This is a genomic window from Gilvimarinus japonicus, from assembly GCF_042847215.1.
GTDB classification, from domain to species: domain Bacteria; phylum Pseudomonadota; class Gammaproteobacteria; order Pseudomonadales; family Cellvibrionaceae; genus Gilvimarinus; species Gilvimarinus japonicus.
Genome location: NZ_AP031500.1, coordinates 2,656,949 through 2,672,582, shown reverse-complemented (window position 1 = coordinate 2,672,582; position 15,634 = coordinate 2,656,949). Strand labels below are relative to the sequence as shown.

Annotated in this window: 13 protein-coding genes; 11 read left to right on the top strand and 2 right to left on the bottom strand. The window is 51.5% G+C overall.

What is annotated here, in order from left to right; all coding sequences use genetic code 11:
* The first annotated feature begins 80 nt into the window (after positions 1–80).
* Entirely contained in the window at positions 81–650 is a 570-nt protein-coding gene (locus ACGHAD_RS11435) for an NADPH-dependent FMN reductase (protein WP_339614741.1), read from the top strand.
* Positions 651–653: 3 nt separating this feature from the next.
* Here ACGHAD_RS11435 and ACGHAD_RS11430 read toward each other — a convergent pair whose 3' ends face one another.
* On the bottom strand, positions 654–1,571 hold the full coding sequence (locus ACGHAD_RS11430; protein WP_339614742.1) for a response regulator: 918 nt from the start codon (positions 1,569–1,571) through the stop codon (positions 654–656).
* The gene (locus tag ACGHAD_RS11425; protein ID WP_382417605.1) at positions 1,558–4,941 is read right to left on the bottom strand and encodes an ATP-binding protein; all 3,384 of its coding nucleotides are present in this window, start codon (positions 4,939–4,941) and stop codon (positions 1,558–1,560) included. Before ACGHAD_RS11425 ends, ACGHAD_RS11430 begins: the two co-directional genes overlap by 14 nt.
* A 483-nt stretch (positions 4,942–5,424) precedes the next feature.
* On the opposite strand from ACGHAD_RS11425, the gene urtA reads away from it, so the two are divergent.
* The 10 genes from urtA to ACGHAD_RS11375 all read left to right on the top strand — a co-directional run bounded on the left by urtA (position 5,425) and on the right by ACGHAD_RS11375 (position 15,478).
* Positions 5,425–6,603: an urea ABC transporter substrate-binding protein gene (urtA, locus tag ACGHAD_RS11420; protein ID WP_382417677.1), complete on the top strand. Its 1,179-nt coding sequence runs from the start codon at positions 5,425–5,427 to the stop codon at positions 6,601–6,603.
* A gap of 111 nt (positions 6,604–6,714) precedes the next feature.
* A complete protein-coding gene (gene urtB, locus ACGHAD_RS11415; RefSeq protein WP_041522832.1) occupies positions 6,715–7,641 on the top strand; it encodes an urea ABC transporter permease subunit UrtB in 927 nt (308 codons plus the stop codon).
* 12 nt (positions 7,642–7,653) lie between these two features.
* Positions 7,654–8,814, top strand: coding sequence for an urea ABC transporter permease subunit UrtC (gene urtC, locus ACGHAD_RS11410; protein WP_041522833.1), 1,161 nt, complete (start codon positions 7,654–7,656; stop codon positions 8,812–8,814).
* Positions 8,811–9,560, top strand: a complete 750-nt coding sequence (urtD, locus tag ACGHAD_RS11405; protein ID WP_382417602.1) for an urea ABC transporter ATP-binding protein UrtD — start codon at positions 8,811–8,813, stop codon at positions 9,558–9,560. Before urtC ends, urtD begins: the two co-directional genes overlap by 4 nt.
* 10 nt (positions 9,561–9,570) lie before the next feature.
* Positions 9,571–10,260 (top strand): urea ABC transporter ATP-binding subunit UrtE, encoded by a 690-nt coding sequence (gene urtE, locus ACGHAD_RS11400; RefSeq protein WP_041522835.1) that lies wholly within the window; start codon positions 9,571–9,573, stop codon positions 10,258–10,260.
* A 65-nt stretch (positions 10,261–10,325) separates the two neighbouring features.
* Positions 10,326–11,369: an aliphatic amidase gene (locus tag ACGHAD_RS11395; RefSeq protein ID WP_041522836.1), complete on the top strand. Its 1,044-nt coding sequence runs from the start codon at positions 10,326–10,328 to the stop codon at positions 11,367–11,369.
* Between the two features lie 63 nt (positions 11,370–11,432).
* The gene (locus tag ACGHAD_RS11390) at positions 11,433–12,503 is read left to right on the top strand and encodes an AAA family ATPase (protein ID WP_382417599.1); all 1,071 of its coding nucleotides are present in this window, start codon (positions 11,433–11,435) and stop codon (positions 12,501–12,503) included.
* Positions 12,504–12,802: 299 nt separating this feature from the next.
* Positions 12,803–14,035 carry a formamidase gene (fmdA, locus tag ACGHAD_RS11385; RefSeq protein WP_041522837.1) on the top strand — a complete coding sequence of 411 codons (1,233 nt, stop codon included), beginning with the start codon at positions 12,803–12,805 and terminating at the stop codon, positions 14,033–14,035.
* Between the two features lie 3 nt (positions 14,036–14,038).
* Positions 14,039–14,407 carry an FmdB family zinc ribbon protein gene (locus tag ACGHAD_RS11380; RefSeq protein WP_041522838.1) on the top strand — a complete coding sequence of 123 codons (369 nt, stop codon included), beginning with the start codon at positions 14,039–14,041 and terminating at the stop codon, positions 14,405–14,407.
* Between the two features lie 225 nt (positions 14,408–14,632).
* Positions 14,633–15,478: a sterol desaturase family protein gene (locus ACGHAD_RS11375; protein ID WP_382417596.1), complete on the top strand. Its 846-nt coding sequence runs from the start codon at positions 14,633–14,635 to the stop codon at positions 15,476–15,478.
* The last annotated feature ends 156 nt before the right edge of the window (positions 15,479–15,634 follow it).

Sequence of the window (15,634 nt, the reverse complement as noted above, 5' to 3'; positions counted from 1 at the left end):
AATTAAGTTTTCAGTGACGCTACCAGCGCTCTGAGGTAGGGTGGGGAGTGTTTATTCCAACCCTACCTCAGGAGGTTAATATGAAGGTTGTAGCCGTTAGTGGCAGCTTGCGCCAAGATTCGTTTAACTCAGCTCTTTTGTCCGCTGCGCGAGAGTACTTTTTTGCCGCGGGAGAGTCGCCCGAGGTGGAGTGGATCGAAGCCGATATTGCCGCTATACCCTTGTATAACCAAGATCTCGATGGTGACACCAAGCCTGACGCAGTTGCGTTGTTGCTCGATCAAATTGCCGGTGCCGACGCGCTGGTAATCGCCACTCCCGAGTATAACTATGGTATTCCCGGCCCCCTAAAAAATGCCATCGACTGGGTTTCGCGCCCAGCGTATCGTTCAGTGCTTGCCCATATTCCTACATTAATTATGAGCGCGTCTATGAGTCCGATCGGTGGTGTGCGCGCCCAAGGCCAGCTCAAGCAGGTGTTGGCCGGCACGTTAACCCCGGTGTTTCCCTGCCCGGAGTTTGCCGTAGCCAGCGCCCATGAGTGTTTTTCGGATGGCCAACTAACCGATGCGGCCACCGCACAAAAATTAGAGCGTTTAGTCGTAGACTTTATGGCTTGGGTTAATGCCGAGATCGATTTTGAGCATTAACACTTAAGCCAACTCGGCCAGCGCACGAATCGCCAGCGCGGCGGCCGAGGTGCGGTTTTCTACCCCGAGCTTTTTAAATATTTGCTCTAAATGCTTGTTCACTGTGCGCGGGCTCATGTCTAAAATTTGGCCGATCTCCCGATTGGTTTTGCCATTGGCGATCCACAAAAGAACGTCCGCTTCGCGTTGGGTAACAGTAAACTTACGACGTAGAACATCGGTGTTGGTTTCGTTACTCGGGGTATCAATCAACCTAAGCAAGTACTCGCGCTGATCGACCAGCGCGAGAAACTCAACGGTAAGCGATGAGCCTAGAAAGTCGAGGTTGAGCTTATGTCCGGGCTCTGGGCTGTGGCTAAACCAGCGGCTGAGGGCCTCGGTAAACTGTGCCTGGCGGGCATCTTGATCGTTTAGCGCGCTTGCCAGCTGTGCGTGTACCGCTGGGGTTGCCCAGAGTGATTGCCCGCGCGCGTCGGTGGCAAATAGGTTTTGCCCCGCTAAGTCTAGCGCCGCCCGAGCACTGCGAGTCATACGGGCATTGGCGAGATGCACCTGCATGCGGGCCACTAATTCGTCGGCATTAATAGGCTTGGTAATATAGTCGACACCGCCGGACTTTAAGCCCATCACGACATGTTCGGTATCGCTTAGACCGGTCATAAATATGATGGGCACATCCATAAGCCTGGGGTTTTCTTTGAGTGCCCGGCAGGTTTCAAAGCCGTCCATGTTGGGCATAATGGCATCAAGTAAAATAATATCAGGGGTAATGTTACGGGTGATGGTAATGGCTTGCGCGCCCTCTAGCGCAACCAGGACCGTCATATCGGCGGCTTCTAAGACATCGTTTAGCATGCGAATACTGTCGATGGCATCATCGACCACGAGGGCGACGGTTTTACCACTGTTAGCCGTGTTCATTAGGTGTTCCTTGCAAAAGCTCGATCAGCTGTTCGAATTGAAAGTGATTGGCGTAGTCGGTGGCGGCGTTAAAAAACGCGCGCTGGCACTGACCGTTTGCCATTAAGTTATTTAAATAATGCGTGATGCCTGTTTTGTGGCCAATTTGCGCGAGCGCCTGCAACTTTTGGCAGTCGGCTTCGGTGGGTAACGCAATGCTATTGCCGCTGCGCTGCACTTGTACGGCCGGGTTTGCGAGCCTGGTTTGGTTGGTATCGTGTCGCCATTGTAAATTCAGCAGGACGCCAATTTTATCCAGCATGGCGTTGACATTAATCGGTTTAACTAAATAGGCATCGTGGGGAGCAGCGCCAGTGTCGGCGGGGCGGTTTTCTCGGGCATCGGCCGATACCATAATGATGGGCGCGCTGTGGCGGGCGTCCCGTAGCTGGTGTGCTAGTTGCCATCCCGATAGAGCCGGCATGTTGACGTCGAGCATAATTAAGTCGGGTGCTTGTTGCTCGGCGATTTGTTGTGCGCTCAAAGCGTTGTCGACAAACACTAAGTCAAACTCAAGTGGCGTTAAGATGGCTTTTATCAGTTCTCTGTGGCTGGCTTCGTCATCCACGACTAAGAGTTTTTTTCGTGGCCCTTTATACCCGGTAATGTCTTTTACGCTATCGTCACTGCGCTCGGCTTGTGAGGGGTGAATGCTGGATAACATTAAGGCGACTTTAAATTCACTGCCTTGACCTACTGTGCTGGTTAGGCTGATGTCGCCGCCCATAATATCCGTTAGCAGCCTCGTGATCGTGAGCCCGAGCCCAGTGCCAGCGATGTTGCTGCCGGGGCGTTTTACTCGTTCGAAAGGGCGAAAAATACGCTCGGCATTTTCCCGGGCGATACCTTCGCCGGTATCCGTGATAATAAACTCGGCCACTTGGCTACGATAGCGCACCTGAAATGACACCTTACCCTGCGCTGTGTATTTAATGGCATTAGAGAGAAGGTTAATGAGTATCTGCCGCAGGCGCTTCTCGTCGGTTTTAACAAATTCGGGAAGATGGCTGGCACACACATAGTCAAATATTAGGCCTTTGGCTTCGGCTTCGGGCCGAAACATGTACACCAACTGCTCTAGTAGTTGCGGCAAGCGCACTTGCTCGGTGTGTAAATCGAGTTTACCGGCTTCAATTTTAGAGATATCCAGCAACCCTTCTACCAAATCACCTAAATGTTCCCCACTGCGGCGAATAACTCCGATAGCATCGCGCTTTACATCGGGAATCGTCGGGTCTTTTTCCAGTAATTGGGCGTAGCCCAAAACGGCGTTTAGCGGTGACCGCAGCTCGTGGCTTATCCCCGTTAGATAACGGCTTTTGGCTTGGTTAGCCGCCTCGGCACTTTCTTTGGCGCGCTGCAACTCGCGGTCGGTTTGCTCATGGGCAACGATCTCTTCGGTTAATAATCGAGTTTGGCGCTGAGTTTCCTCTTGTGCGACGACGCGGCTTTCATGGGCTAAAACAAACAGCCAGCTAATAATTCCGGTGATAATAACCAGTAAAAAAAACACCTTCCAAAGCGTTGAGGCGGTATTGGGCGTGGGGCTTTGAAAGTAAATCAGCGATAACAGCAGGCCAGAGAACCCGTTGATGATAACCAGTAGGCCTAAAAAGTGACCGATTCGAGAGTTGATGTTGGGGATAAATCGGGCGGGTAAAAAACGTGTAAACAGCGAGCGAATTTGTTCACTGTAACCCGCGCCGGGTTTACAGTAATCGCCGCAACGCGCGTCCAGTGAGCAGCACAGTGAGCAAATGTTGCCAGCGTACGCGGGACAGTGGCTGATATCTTCGCGCTCGAAACGGTGCTCGCAAATGCAGCAGATGGCCGTAGCTTGATCCGGTGTATCGAACTCTATATCACTGGCGATCAGCTCGCGGGCTAAATAATAGCGACCTTTAGTAAGCCAAGCGATAAATGGCACTAACAGTAGGGCCACCGCCAGAGTCATAAAGTGTGCTAGCGCCTGCATTGCATCGCCCATAACACCGCTGTAGCTAATCATGCCAAATAGGGTGGCTAAAATCATCGCTCCGCAACCGACCGGGTTAATGTCGTATAGATGGGCGCGTTTAAATTCGATGTGTTTGGGCGATAACCCCAGGGGTTTGTTGATTATTAAATCGGCGACTAAACAGCCGACCCACGCGACGGCAACAATGGCGTAGAAGCCCAAGGTTTGTTCTAGGGCTTGATAAACCCCTAGCTCCATTAACAGCAACGCAATGGCTACGTTAAACACCAACCAAACCACGCGCCCAGGGTGTGAGTGAGTGAGACGTGAGAAAAAGTTGGACCAGGCAATAGAGCCCGCATAAGCGTTGGTGACGTTGATTTTTAGCTGACATAACACCACAAAAATACCGGCGACCGCCAAGGCAACCTCAGGGGTGTTGGAAATGTAGCCAAAGGCGATCATGTACATGCGAGTTGGGTCGGCCGCCTCCTGAGTGCTGACGCCGTAGCTCAGTGCTAATACCGCTAAAAATGAACCCGCCAACATTTTTATGGCACCGACAATAATCCAGCCGGGGCCGGCGGCCATAGCGCAAACCCACCAGCGTTTGCGTGTACTTGGCGTGGGTTCGGGCATAAAACGCAAAAAATCGACCTGCTCGCCAATTTGCGCAATCAGGGCAAACATCACCGCGCAAGCTGCACCAAAAAGCATCAGGTCGAACTGGCCGGTGGGGTCCGCGCTGGTGGTGTACTGGGTCCAGTCGTTAACGGCACTGGCATCGGCATAGATAATAAATGCAAAAGGCAGTAGCTGAAGTGTGAGCCAGATGGGCTGACTCCATACCTGAAAGCGACTAATAAAAGTAATGCCGTAAACCACTAAAGGAATCACCAGTACGGCGCTGACTAAATAGCCAATTGCCAGCGGTAGGCCAAACAGCAGTTTTAAGGCCATCGCCATAATGGCCGCTTCTAGGGCAAAGAATATAAATGTGAACGAGGCATAGATCAGTGAGGTAATGGTCGATCCGATATAGCCGAATCCAGCGCCACGAGTGAGTAAGTCGATATCGACACCGTACTTGGCGGCGTAGTAACTAATAGGTGTACCGGTGATTAAAATAATAATGCTGACGGCAAAGATAGCGGCTATGGCATTGGTGAAGCCGTAGTGCAGCGTAACTGTGCCGCCTATGGCTTCAAGGGCAAGAAATGAAATGGCGCCGAGGGCGGTAATGGCGACTCTGGTGGCACTCCAGCGGCGCGCGCTTTTAGCGGTGAAGCGCAGCGCGTAATCTTCTAGTGTTTGGTTGGCCACCCATTGGTTGTAATTGCGGCGCACCCGAAAGATATGCTGTTTGGCGGTCATAGGGCGCGACTACCGGGACGAGATCGCTGTGAATTTTTACGAGTTTGATACAAGGTGCTGCCTCTATTGGGTGCACCTCGCTGTGCATGGTTTCCTTTGTGGTGCGTTTGTCTTACTGAGACTTGCGTCTAATGGTTGCTGCCATTGGCGCGCGATGGTGTACAGCCAAACAACAGTCAAAAGCCATACCAATTGATCAAGTTAAACGCTTTATATTGAGTGCGCACGACCTTACGCCGCAGGTGCGGTAAACCCTATGCGTCAAATGACGTAGCTCCATGGTGCGTTTGGCGAATAGTGCCTAAGCGCGAGTTTCCTGAGAATAAACACCGTAGGCACAGCGTGTCTGTTGCTGGGCTAACCCACTTCTGGGATAACCAACGAGGAAAGAACATGGGAACTTTAAAAAATGCACAGGCCGGCCTTGGGGGTCGACTGCCAAGCTTAATGAAGGGCATCGCCTCTGCCGTCGCTGGGGCGACAATGGTGTTGTCTGCAGCGGTTAACGCGGCACCCGCGACTTCCGAGGTCAACACCACGGATCTTGCGGTGACCGACGATACAGTCACTGTCGGTATCTTACACTCGGTAACCGGGACCATGGCCATCAGTGAGACTGGCTCGGTTCAGGCAGAGAAGCTGGCCATTGAGCAGATCAATGCCATGGGTGGTGTGCTAGGCCGTCAAATCGAATACGTCCAAGAAGATGGTGCCAGCGATTGGCCAACCTTCGCCGAAAAATCTCGTAAGCTGTTGCTGCAAGATAAAGTGGCCACCGTGTTTGGTTGCTGGACCTCGGCTTCACGTAAAGCGGTATTGCCCGTGTTTGAGCAGTATAACGGCATGCTGTACTACCCCACGTTTTACGAGGGTTTGGAGCAATCACCTAACGTAATTTACACCGGTCAGGAAGCCACTCAGCAAATTTTGGCGGGTATTGACTGGGTAACCAAAGAGAAAGGCGCTAAAACCTTTTACTTGCTTGGTTCGGATTATATCTGGCCACGTACCTCTAACAAGATTGCGCGCAAGCACATCGAGAAGCTGGGCCTGAAAGTTGTGGGTGAAGATTACTACCCACTGGGCCACACTCAGTTCAACTCGATCATCAACAAGTTCAAGCTGAAAAAGCCTGATGTCATTTTCGCCTCAGTGGTGGGTGGTTCTAACGTTGCCTTTTATAAGCAGCTTAAAGCCGCTGGTATCGATATGACCAAAGAGAAGCCGCTGGTGCTGACCATCTCTGTGACCGAAGACGAAATCTTGGGTATCGGTGGTGAAAACATTGAAGGCGCTTACGCTTCAATGAAGTACTTCCAGAGCTTAACCAACGACAACAACCAGGCTTTTGTTAAAGCCTTTAAAGAGCGTTGGGGCGATGACATTGTTATCGGTGACGTAACTCAGGCCGCTTATCTCGGACCTTGGTTATGGAAAGCAGCGGTTGAAAAAGCCGGTTCGTTTGATGTGGATAAAATCCGCGAGGCATCACCCGGTATTGAGTTAACCACTGCGCCAGAAGGCTATGTGAAGGTTCACCCGAATCACCACTTGTGGTCTAAAACCCGCATTGGTAACGCCAAAACCGATGGTCAGTATGAAATCGTGTACGAAACTGACGAGCTGATCGAGCCAGATCCGTTCCCAGAAGGTTACCAATAAGCCGCATTACCGGCCGCGCGAGCGGCCACCAGAACCCACTGCCACAGGCGGTGGGTTCGTCCCTTTCGCAAGATGAAGTTTCTTTTGAGTTTTCTGCACGAGGATTGAGCGATGTTCGCCGATTACACGACCTCTGAGTTAATGTCGATATTTGCTATGCAGGGCTTTGCAGGATTAATTTTATTTTCTGTTTTTGTCCTTATGGCGTTGGGGCTGGCTATTATTTTTGGCCAGATGGGCGTTATCAATATGGCGCATGGCGAGTTTATGATCCTCGGTGCGTACATTACCTATTTAACCTCTAATGTGTTTGCCGACTATATGCCCAATTTGTTTGGGGCCTACTTTTTTATCGCCATGATACTGGCGTTTATCGCCGCGGGCGCGCTGGGCATGCTAGTGGAGTGGGCAATGATTCGTCATTTGTACCACCGTCCATTGGATACCCTGTTGGCGACCTGGGGCTTAAGTCTAATTTTGCAGCAGTGCTACCGCACCATCTTTGGCGCCCGTGAAGTGGGTGTAACCTTACCCGATTGGCTGATGGGGTCATTTCAGTTAACGGACATTATCGAGGTGCCGATTAACGGTATCTTTGTAATGACGCTGGCGGTGGGTATCTCGGTAGCGATTGCAGCGCTTATGTACAAATCGCGCTGGGGCATACAGGTGCGCTCAGTGGTGCAAAACCGCCCTATGGCGGGCGCGGTGGGCATTAATACCGCACGCGTAGATAGACTGACCTTCGGCTTAGGCTGTGGTATTGCCGGTGTTGCCGGTAGCGCATTCACCATGATTGGCTCAACCGGGCCCACCTCGGGGCAGTTGTACATTGTTGATACCTTCCTGGTTGTGGTGTTTGGTGGCGCGGCAAGTTTGCTGGGTACCATCGCTTCAGCTTTTACTATTTCGCAGGCGCAATCCACTATGGAGTTCTTCCTGAGCGGGTCAATGGCCAAAGTACTGACGCTGTTGTTTGTTGTCTTCATTCTGATGTTAAGACCACAAGGTCTTTTCTCACTGAAAGTGCGTCGCTAGGAGGGTTAGCGTATGTCTTATGCAGGTTTACGATCTCTATTGCCTAAAAATGATCTCATTAATTTTGCGGTACTCGCGTTAATTTTGGTGGTGGTCTTACCTTTAAGCCTTGATATTTTCCGGCTTAATCTGGTGGGTAAATACCTTACGTACGCGTTTGTCGCGCTTGGTTTGGTCTTGTGCTGGGGCTATGGCGGTATTTTAAGTCTAGGTCAAGGGGTGTTTTTTGGTTTGGGCGGTTACGCCATGGCGATGTTCTTAAAGCTTGAGGCATCGTCACCGGAAAACACCGCAATTCAGTCAACACCTGGGATTCCGGACTTTATGGATTGGAACCAGTTGACGGAATTGCCTTGGTTTTGGCAGCCGTTCCATAGCCTGACCTTTACCGTGATCGCCATTATTGTTATCCCGTCGATCTTTGCTTACATCATCGGTGTTGCCATGTTTAAGCGCCGGGTGGGCGGGGTGTACTTTGCCATTATTACCCAGGCAGTGGCGGCAATCTTGACGATTCTAATCATCGGTCAGCAGGGCTATACCGGCGGCGTGAATGGTATTACAGACTTGCGCACATTGTTTGGTTGGGATATCCGTACCAACGAAGCCAAGTATGTATTTTACTTTTTGTGTGTGTTTATGCTGTTTTTGTGCCTGGGTGTTGCGCAGTTTGTACGCAAAAGTAAGTTGGGCCGTTTGTTGGTTGCCATGCGAGAAATGGAAGACCGTGTGCGCTTTTCAGGCTACGACGTAGCCAACTTTAAGATCTTTGTGTTTTGTCTGGGTTCGGCCTTTGCCGCAATCGGTGGCGCCATGTTTACCCTTCAGGTTGGTTTTATGTCGCCTACCTTTGTGGGTATTGTCCCTTCGATTGAAATGGTGATCTTTTGTGCCGTGGGTGGCCGCCTGTCAATCTTTGGCGCGGTATATGGTGCGCTGGTGGTTAACTGGGCTAAAACGACTTTCTCCGAGAGCTTTCCTGAGTTGTGGTTGTTTGCCATGGGCGCGCTGTTTATCGGTGTGGTTATGGCGTTCCCCAATGGTTTGGCCGGGCTGTACACTAAATACTGTGAGCCTAAGGTCAATCAGTTGATTGCGCGCTTTACGGGTAAGTCAAACGATACGTCAGCGGAGCTGGCTCCTCAGATGAAAACCGAAGGGGGTAACCCATGAATTCGAGTAACACAGATTTCGTGCTGGCGGTTGAAGGGCTAACGGTTTCATTCGATGGGTTTAAAGCGGTTAACGATTTGAGTTTTTACGTTGATAAAAATGAAATACGGGTAATTGTGGGGCCGAATGGAGCGGGTAAAACCACGGTGCTGGATTTGGTGTGTGGACGAACCAAAGCCACAGAGGGCTCGATTAAGTTTCGCAACAAAGAACTCACCAAAATGAAAGAGCACCAGATTGTGCGCGCGGGGGTGGGGCGAAAGTTTCAAACTCCGTCAATCTACGGTGACTTAACGGTGTTTGAGAACCTGGAGATCTCGTTTCCTCGCGGCCGATCTGTATTGGGTGCGCTGGCGTTTAAACGAGATGCGGAGGTTCTTCAACGCGTAAGCGAAGTAGCCGGCATGATCTTTTTGGATGAGCTGTTGCACACCCGCGGCGATCTACTCAGTCACGGTCAAAAGCAATGGTTGGAAATTGGTATGTTGCTGATTCAAGACCCAGAGCTTTTGATGCTGGATGAGCCGGTGGCGGGCATGTCGGTATCCGAGCGACGCAAAACGGCAGAGCTGTTGCGCACCATCACCAAAGATCGTTCGGTGATTGTGATCGAGCATGATATGCAGTTTGTCGCCGAGATTGCCGACAAGGTTACTGTTTTGCACCAGGGTAAGATCTTGGCCGAAGGTTCGGCCGAGCACGTAAAGCAAGATCCTAAAGTCATCGAAGTGTATTTGGGTCATTGAGGAGACAACCATGCTGAATGTATCTGATTATCGAGTCAGTTATGGCCAGAGTAATATTATTAGTGGTATGAACTTCTCGGTAGCGCCCAACGAAATTGTGGCGGTTATGGGGCGTAACGGGATGGGTAAAACCACCCTGATGAAATCCTTGATGGGTGTTATTCCATCCGAGAGTGGTAGCGTCAAGCTGGAGGATACCGAGGTATCTAAGATGAAAAGCTACCAGCGGGTTGAAGCCGGTTTTGGTTTTGTGCCCCAGGGGCGCATGATTTTTTCCAGTATGACCGTTAAAGAAAATATCGAGACGGGACTGACTACCACAAAATCGCGCAACGTACCGCGTGATCTTTACGATATGTTTCCGGTGTTACTGGAGATGCGCAATCGTCGAGGCGGTAACTTGTCGGGTGGCCAGCAACAGCAGCTGGCTATTGCCCGGGCACTTGCCAGTAACCCTAAGATGTTGTTGTTGGATGAGCCCACCGAAGGTATTCAGCCTTCTATTATTCGCGATATGGCGCGCACGCTTAAAGAGATTCGCGATCAGCGCGGCCTGTCGATTGTGGTGTCAGAGCAGGTGTTGAGTTTTGCCTTGGATATTGCCGACCGCATACTGGTTATTGAAAAAGGCGAGATTGTCCACGAAGAGCTCAGATCGAGCGTGGACGAGGCGAAAGTCGCCTCGTACCTCTCGGTGTAATTTTCTAAGATTCGTTTTGGTGTAACAGCCTCACGGTTGTTGCACCGGTTTTATAGGAGTAAATCATGCGTCACGGTGATATTTCTAGCAGCCCTGATACGGTCGGTGTTGCGGTAGTCAACTACAAAATGCCTCGGTTACATACTAAGGCCGAAGTGATGGACAATGCCCGTAAGATTGCCGATATGATTCTCGGCATGAAAAAAGGCTTGCCGGGGATGGATCTGGTGGTCTTCCCCGAGTACAGCACCATGGGCATCATGTACGATAACGACGAGATGATGGCTACCGCTGCCACTATCCCGGGCGATGAGACCGCTATCTTTTCCGAAGCCTGTCGGCAGGCGGATACGTGGGGTGTTTTCTCACTGACCGGTGAGCAACACGAAGATCACCCGAATAAAGCGCCTTATAACACCTTAGTGTTGATTAACAACCAGGGTGAAATTGTACAAAAATACCGTAAATGTATTCCCTGGTGTCCGATTGAGGGCTGGTATCCCGGTGACAAAACCTATGTCACCGAAGGGCCTAAAGGTATGAAGATCAGCCTGATTATTTGTGACGACGGCAATTACCCCGAAATTTGGCGCGACTGCGCCATGAAGGGCGCTGAACTGATCGTTCGCTGTCAGGGCTATATGTATCCAGCCAAAGAGCAGCAAGTGATGATGGCGAAATCAATGGCCTGGGCAAACAACTGCTATGTGGCTGTTGCGAATGCCTCGGGTTTTGACGGGGTTTATTCCTACTTCGGGCACTCGGCCATTATTGGGTTTGATGGTCGTACCTTGGGTGAATGCGGTGAAGAAGATATGGGCGTACAGTACGCTCAGTTGTCTGTCTCGCAAATTCGCGATGCACGTAAAAACGATCAATCACAAAATCACCTGTTTAAATTACTCCATCGAGGTTATAGCGGTGTACATAACTCCGGTGATGGCGATAAAGGCATCGCCGAGTGCCCGTTTGATTTCTATCGTAGCTGGGTGCTTGATGCCGAAAAAACTCAGGCCGATGTGGAAGCTCTAACACGATCGACCATTGGTGTGGCGGATTGCCCAGTAGGGAATTTGCCGGTGGACGGAAAAGAGAAGTCGGCGGATTAACCGTTTCGCTCGCCGTAACAGGCTAACCTGTTACGGCGTTTTTTTTAATGTCTTGAGGTGGTTGTGCCTTTTATTAATGATATGTTAGCCGAGCAAGCACAAGGTACACCAGCGCCGGCTGTAAATACCCGCCCAGCGGCTACTCGATTAGGGCAAACCCGGTTTCGTTTTGACTTGCCTAAAGCCAAAGAGCGATTGCGCGAGCGCATTGTCGGGCAGCCCGAGGCGATGGCGGCACTTGATGATGCGTTAGATGTGATCAAGGCTGATATAGCCGACCCCGATCGACCCTTGTGGTCGGCACTACTGGCGGGGCCTACTGGCGTAGGCAAAACAGCAACGGTAAAAGCGCTCGCTGAAGTACTAACGGGTAGAGCGGATAATTTTTGTCGTATCGATATGAACACCTTGTCGCAGGCTCATTACAGTGCAGCGCTATCTGGCGCCCCACCGGGGTATGTTGGCAGTAAAGAAGGGCACACCTTATTTGATGCGGCGCAGATCGCCGGTGATTATTCTACGCCCGGTATTGTATTGTTTGACGAGGTTGAGAAAGCAAGCCCAGAAGTATTGCGGGCCTTGCTAAACGTATTGGAAAATGGCCACCTGCGTTTAAGCGCCGGTGAAAAAAGTCTCGATTTTCGCAACACCCTGCTACTAATGACCAGTAACCTGGGCGGGCGTCAGTTAAGCGCCTGGCTTAAACGTTCAAGCTGGTGGCCAGGGAGAGGTGGTACCGATTTGCCCCGTCGTGTTCAGCGGCAAGTGCACGAGCAAATAGAAGCATTTTTTGACCCAGAATTTATTAACCGGTTGGATCGGGTGCTTATTTATCGCCCTCTGGGAGACACCCATACCCACAGTCTTTTAGAGTTGGAGCTAGATCGATTAAATCGGCGGCTCAACAAAAAAGGTTGGCGCCTAACGCTGACGGCTGAGGCTTATGAGGGGCTCGGTAAGAACGCTCTGGACAACCGTTACGGCGCCCGCTCAGTAAGACGGCTAATGCGCGATGCTGTTGAAGCGCCGCTGGCGAGCTTTTTATTGCAGGCCGGCGCTGAGTCTCCTTCTCCTGAGTTGTGCCTGGCCGAAGGGCACTGGCAATCGGGCCAGCTTATTTTTCTCGCACGTTAATATTAGTTGCTATAAGCACGGCGCTGGCAATCCGGCTGGCGCCGTGCTTATGCTATGTTCCGTCATCCGTCATCCGTCATCCGTCATCCGTCATCCGTCATCCGTCATCCGTCATCCGTCATCCGTCATCCGTCATCCGTTTTTCGTCCCCATTTAAGCAATGCGTCAAATGACGTAGTTCGCGGGCTATTTGTCGTATTGCCGATTTTGCTCCCGAATTCGATACTGAGCCCACATTCGCAGTCAGCCGCAATCGCGTCCTTACTGCATTATTGCTGAGCTATTCAGGAGCCTAAGTCATGACAGAAACGATCGTCAAAATCGATTTATCCAAGTCGGCCTATGAGAACGACATGATTCACAACCGTTGGCATCCGGACATTCCGATGGTGGCAACGGTTAAGCCCGGCGACGATTTTATTATGGAGTGCTACGACTGGACCGGTGGCCAGATCGAGAACAACGATAACGCCGACGACGTGCGCGATGTCGATCTTACTCAGGTGCATTTCCTGTCCGGACCGGTCGGTGTTGAAGGTGCGGAGCCGGGCGATTTGCTGGTGGTTGATATTCTTGATATTGGTGCATTTCAAGAGAGCCAGTGGGGGTTTAACGGTTTCTTCTCTAAGCAAAACGGCGGTGGCTTTTTAACCGAGCACTTCCCCGATGCGCAGAAGTCGATCTGGGATTTTAACGGTATGTTTACCAAGTCTCGCCACATTCCGGGCGTTGAGTTTGCGGGCCTGATTCACCCGGGGTTAATTGGCTGCTTGCCATCCAAAGACCTTTTGGACACCTGGAATGAGCGTGAGAAAGAGCTTTATGACACTAACCCGGATCGGGTGCCCACGTTGGCAAACTTGCCGTACGCCGATACCGCCCATATGGGGCGTATGAAGCCCGATGAAGCAAAAGTAGCGGCGGCTGAAGGGGCCCGTACCGTACCGCCACGTGAGCACGGCGGTAACTGCGATATTAAAGATCTGTCGCGCGGCTCTAAGGTGTACTTCCCCGTTTACGTAAAAGGCGGTGGCTTGAGCGTGGGTGATTTGCACTTTAGCCAGGGCGACGGTGAGATCACCTTCTGTGGTGCGATCGAAATGGCCGGCTGGATTCATATGCGGGTTAACCTGGTTAAAAACGGTATGGAGATGTACGGTGTTAAAAACCCAATCTTCAAGCCGAGCCCGATCAAGCCGGTATACGATGATTACGTGATTTTTGAAGGTATCTCGGTCGATGAAGATGGCGGTCAGCACTTCTTGGATGTGAATGTCGCCTACCGTCAGGCTTGTTTAAACGCCATCGAGTTTTTGACTAAGTTTGGGTATAGCAAGGCGCAGGGCTACGCGCTCTTGGGTTGTGCGCCGGTACAAGGCCATATCAGTGGGGTGGTGGATGTGCCAAACGCCTGCGCTACTTTGTGGCTGCCAACCGAGATCTTTGATTTTGATATTAATCCGACGGCAGAAGGGCCAAAGAAAATGGTCGATGGCACCATCGATATTCCACTGTCGAAAGATAAGGAGTAATTCATGCCTGTCTACGATTACCGTTGCACTGAACACGGTGTGTTTAACCAGCTAGCCACTATCGCTCAAAGTGCTGAGCCGGCTCCGTGCCCCCAGTGCGGCACAATGGCCGGTCGGGTGATTATGGTGTCGCCAACGATGTTGGATATGGCGCCCGGTAATCGTGACGCCCACGCGCGCAATGAAAAAGCGCGCGAGGCGCCACGCTTTTCTAACCCTGAGTCCCGTCTTGAGGACAAAGCGCGGCGCGAGCACAAACATGGTAAAGGGTGTGGTTGCAGCGATCGATCGGTGCGTAAGTCGCAAGTGCTTTACACGCCTGATGGCAGTAAGATCTTTCCGTCGGCTCGGCCGTGGATGATCAGCCATTGATTCCGGAAGGGTAAGATTTCTTGTTTGAGGTTTGGGGGGCTTTGCTCCCCTTTTTTTTGCGTGTTAGGTGCACGACGCCCGTGCAGGCGAAAACTCCGGCGCTCTGGTAGCGCTCGGGTTTAGAGTGTAAAGCTAATCCATGAACTCTGTTATGCTGTGAGTTGTCGGCTTCGTCGAGCGCACGCGCACGGCGCTGTCGTTATTAACCAAGCCGTGGAGACCTACATGGGGCAATTCGTATTGTCGCACGAGGCAATCGTTAGAGGCGTTATATTTGCGTCGGTGCTGATGACAATGGCTGTGTGGGAGGCGATCCGGGGGTTGCGGCCGCAACGCGTAGGTCGTGCGCAACGCTGGCCTCATAACCTGTTGCTTGTTGTTGTCAGCACGGCACTGTTGCGAGTGCTATTCCCGCTGGCGGCCGTTGGTGCGGCTTATCTGGCGCTGGAGCGTAGTTGGGGGGTGTTTAACAACCTTGCAGTGCCTCTCTGGATGGCCATCGTCGGTTCTTTTATTCTTCTCGATTTACTCATCTATTGGCAGCACCGTCTGTTTCATAGAGTCCCTTGGCTATGGCGTTTGCATAGAGTACATCACACTGACCTAGAGTTTGATGTGACCACCGGGTTGCGCTTTCACCCGGTGGAAATCCTCCTGTCGATGGCTCTTAAGGTGGTTGTGGTTATCGCCTTAGGTGCGCCGCCGCTTGCGGTTTTGTGGTTTGAGGTGGTGTTAAGTTCCACTGCGATTTTTAATCATGCCAACGTGGCTCTGCCGGCAATAGTGGAGCGATGGGCCAGGTGGCTGGTGGTGACGCCCAGTATGCACCGCGTGCATCACTCGGTTATTCGCAAGGAGACGGACAGCAACTTTGGCTTTAACCTCCCTTGGTGGGATCGTTTGTTTTCCTCTTACCGTGCACAGCCGAAAGCAGGTCAGCTGGGCATGACCATTGGCCTTGAGGTGTTCCGCCAACCCCAAGACTCACGCTTGGATAGGCTGTTGCTTCAGCCCTTTGTTCGATCTTCTTCCCCCAAGGTTACGCCCCCAATGAGCAACCCTGAGCGCTGATTTGTCACTACTAATCGGGTGGCAGAGGAACTTTTTCCAGGGTTTGCTGTTTCTTAGAAAGAATTTTTCTGCACGCTAAGGGCATGTACAACACACGCTAATACCGCCACTTTTTAATCATTTGCTTGTATTTGAGTGATTGCTCAGTTATTTTAG